The following is a 1,257-nucleotide window of genomic DNA, read 5'->3' as shown; positions in this document are numbered from 1 at the left end:
CACATTTAGGTTCTATTTAAAATAAAGATGAGAAGATGGAGATATGGTAAAATAGGGAGTATTTTTCAAACTTTTTCCTGTATTACCTCTCCCTACCTCCTGAGTCCTACTAAAAAATTTGGTGGTGCGTGACTAGATTTTAAAATCCCTGGCAATTTCCGGCAAATAGTGTCATTATGTCAAATGAAAACTGAGAGAAAAGAAAATGGCCAAAAATTATGTAACGCCAGGGGAAGCGACCCGAATTTTGGGAGTATGTGACAGAACCTTGCGGTACTCGGAAGAGCAAGGAAAAATTACAGCAATCAGAACAGCAGGGGGACAGAGAAGATATGACATTACCACATATACAACTGGGACTACCGGGGATAGGGTTATCATCCTTTATGCCAGAGTCTCCTCAACAAAGCAAAAAGAAGATAGAGAGCGTCAATGTGAATATCTCCAATCCCAATATCCTGATGGAGAGCTTGTCAAAGAAGTTGGAGGAGGACTTAATTACAAACGGAAAAAAATGCTTACCATATTGGAGCGGGTCATGTCAGGAAATGTCAAACGTATTGTGGTCACATATCAAGACAGGCTCGCTAGATTTGGTTTCGATTTGCTGCAGTGGTTTTGTGCCAAACACTCTTGCGAAATCCTGGTTCTCCACAAAGTTGAGCTGTCTCCCAAACGAGAAATGGTTGAAGACATTCTTTCAATCCTCCACTGTTTCTCAGCCAGATTGTACGGACTCCGAAAGTATTCATGTCAAATCTCTGCATATCAGAGTTTACCCAGAAAAAAGTCTCCATCAAATTTGGAAACAGTGGTTAGCAGCAAGTAGATATTGCTTTAATCAAGCCATAGCTTATCAACGTAAGCATGGTTTGATTTCTAAATACGATTTGCGTAAAGTAATCTTAAACAGTGACTTACCAGATTGGATTAAAAAATCACCATATCATCTTAAAGTTAACGCAATTTATGATGCTAATGCTGGATTTAAAGCTAGTCGTAAAAGTGGGACTAAACAACTTGATGCGGGAAAATTCCGTTCGATTAGAGACCGTATACAATCAATTAAATTTAGGGTAGAAGACTTTAAAAAAGGTACTTGGTTACCAATACTAACAAAAGGATTAAAGTTCCAAACATCAGAGTTAATTCCGAGTATTAATGTTGAATACCAGCAAAAGCAAAAAGATGGGACATATAAAGTTTGTGTGAGAGAACAATCTTGGAATGCAGAAACTCAATTAGTTTATGACAAAA

At 37.9% G+C, this 1,257-nt stretch carries 1 protein-coding gene and 1 pseudogene; both read left to right on the top strand.

The features are described from left to right. Positions 1 to 205: 205 nt before the first annotated feature. Entirely contained in the window at positions 206 to 829 is a 624-nt protein-coding gene (locus tag F6K40_RS40275) for an IS607 family transposase (protein ID WP_293145965.1), read from the top strand. A gap of 43 nt (positions 830 to 872) precedes the next feature. Then, positions 873 to 1,257: pseudogene (locus F6K40_RS40270) on the top strand (hypothetical protein); the annotation flags it as partial.

The organism is Okeania sp. SIO3I5, assembly GCF_010672085.1.
Classification (GTDB): domain Bacteria; phylum Cyanobacteriota; class Cyanobacteriia; order Cyanobacteriales; family Microcoleaceae; genus Trichodesmium.
Note: the sequence above shows the minus strand (reverse complement) of the source record. Positions and strands in the feature narration are given on the sequence as shown.

Bases quoted from the DNA above. Each gene is read 5' to 3' on its own strand.
- F6K40_RS40275 (WP_293145965.1), top strand. From the start codon at position 206: ATGGCCAAAAATTATGTAACGCCAGGGGAAGCGACCCGAATTTTGGGA.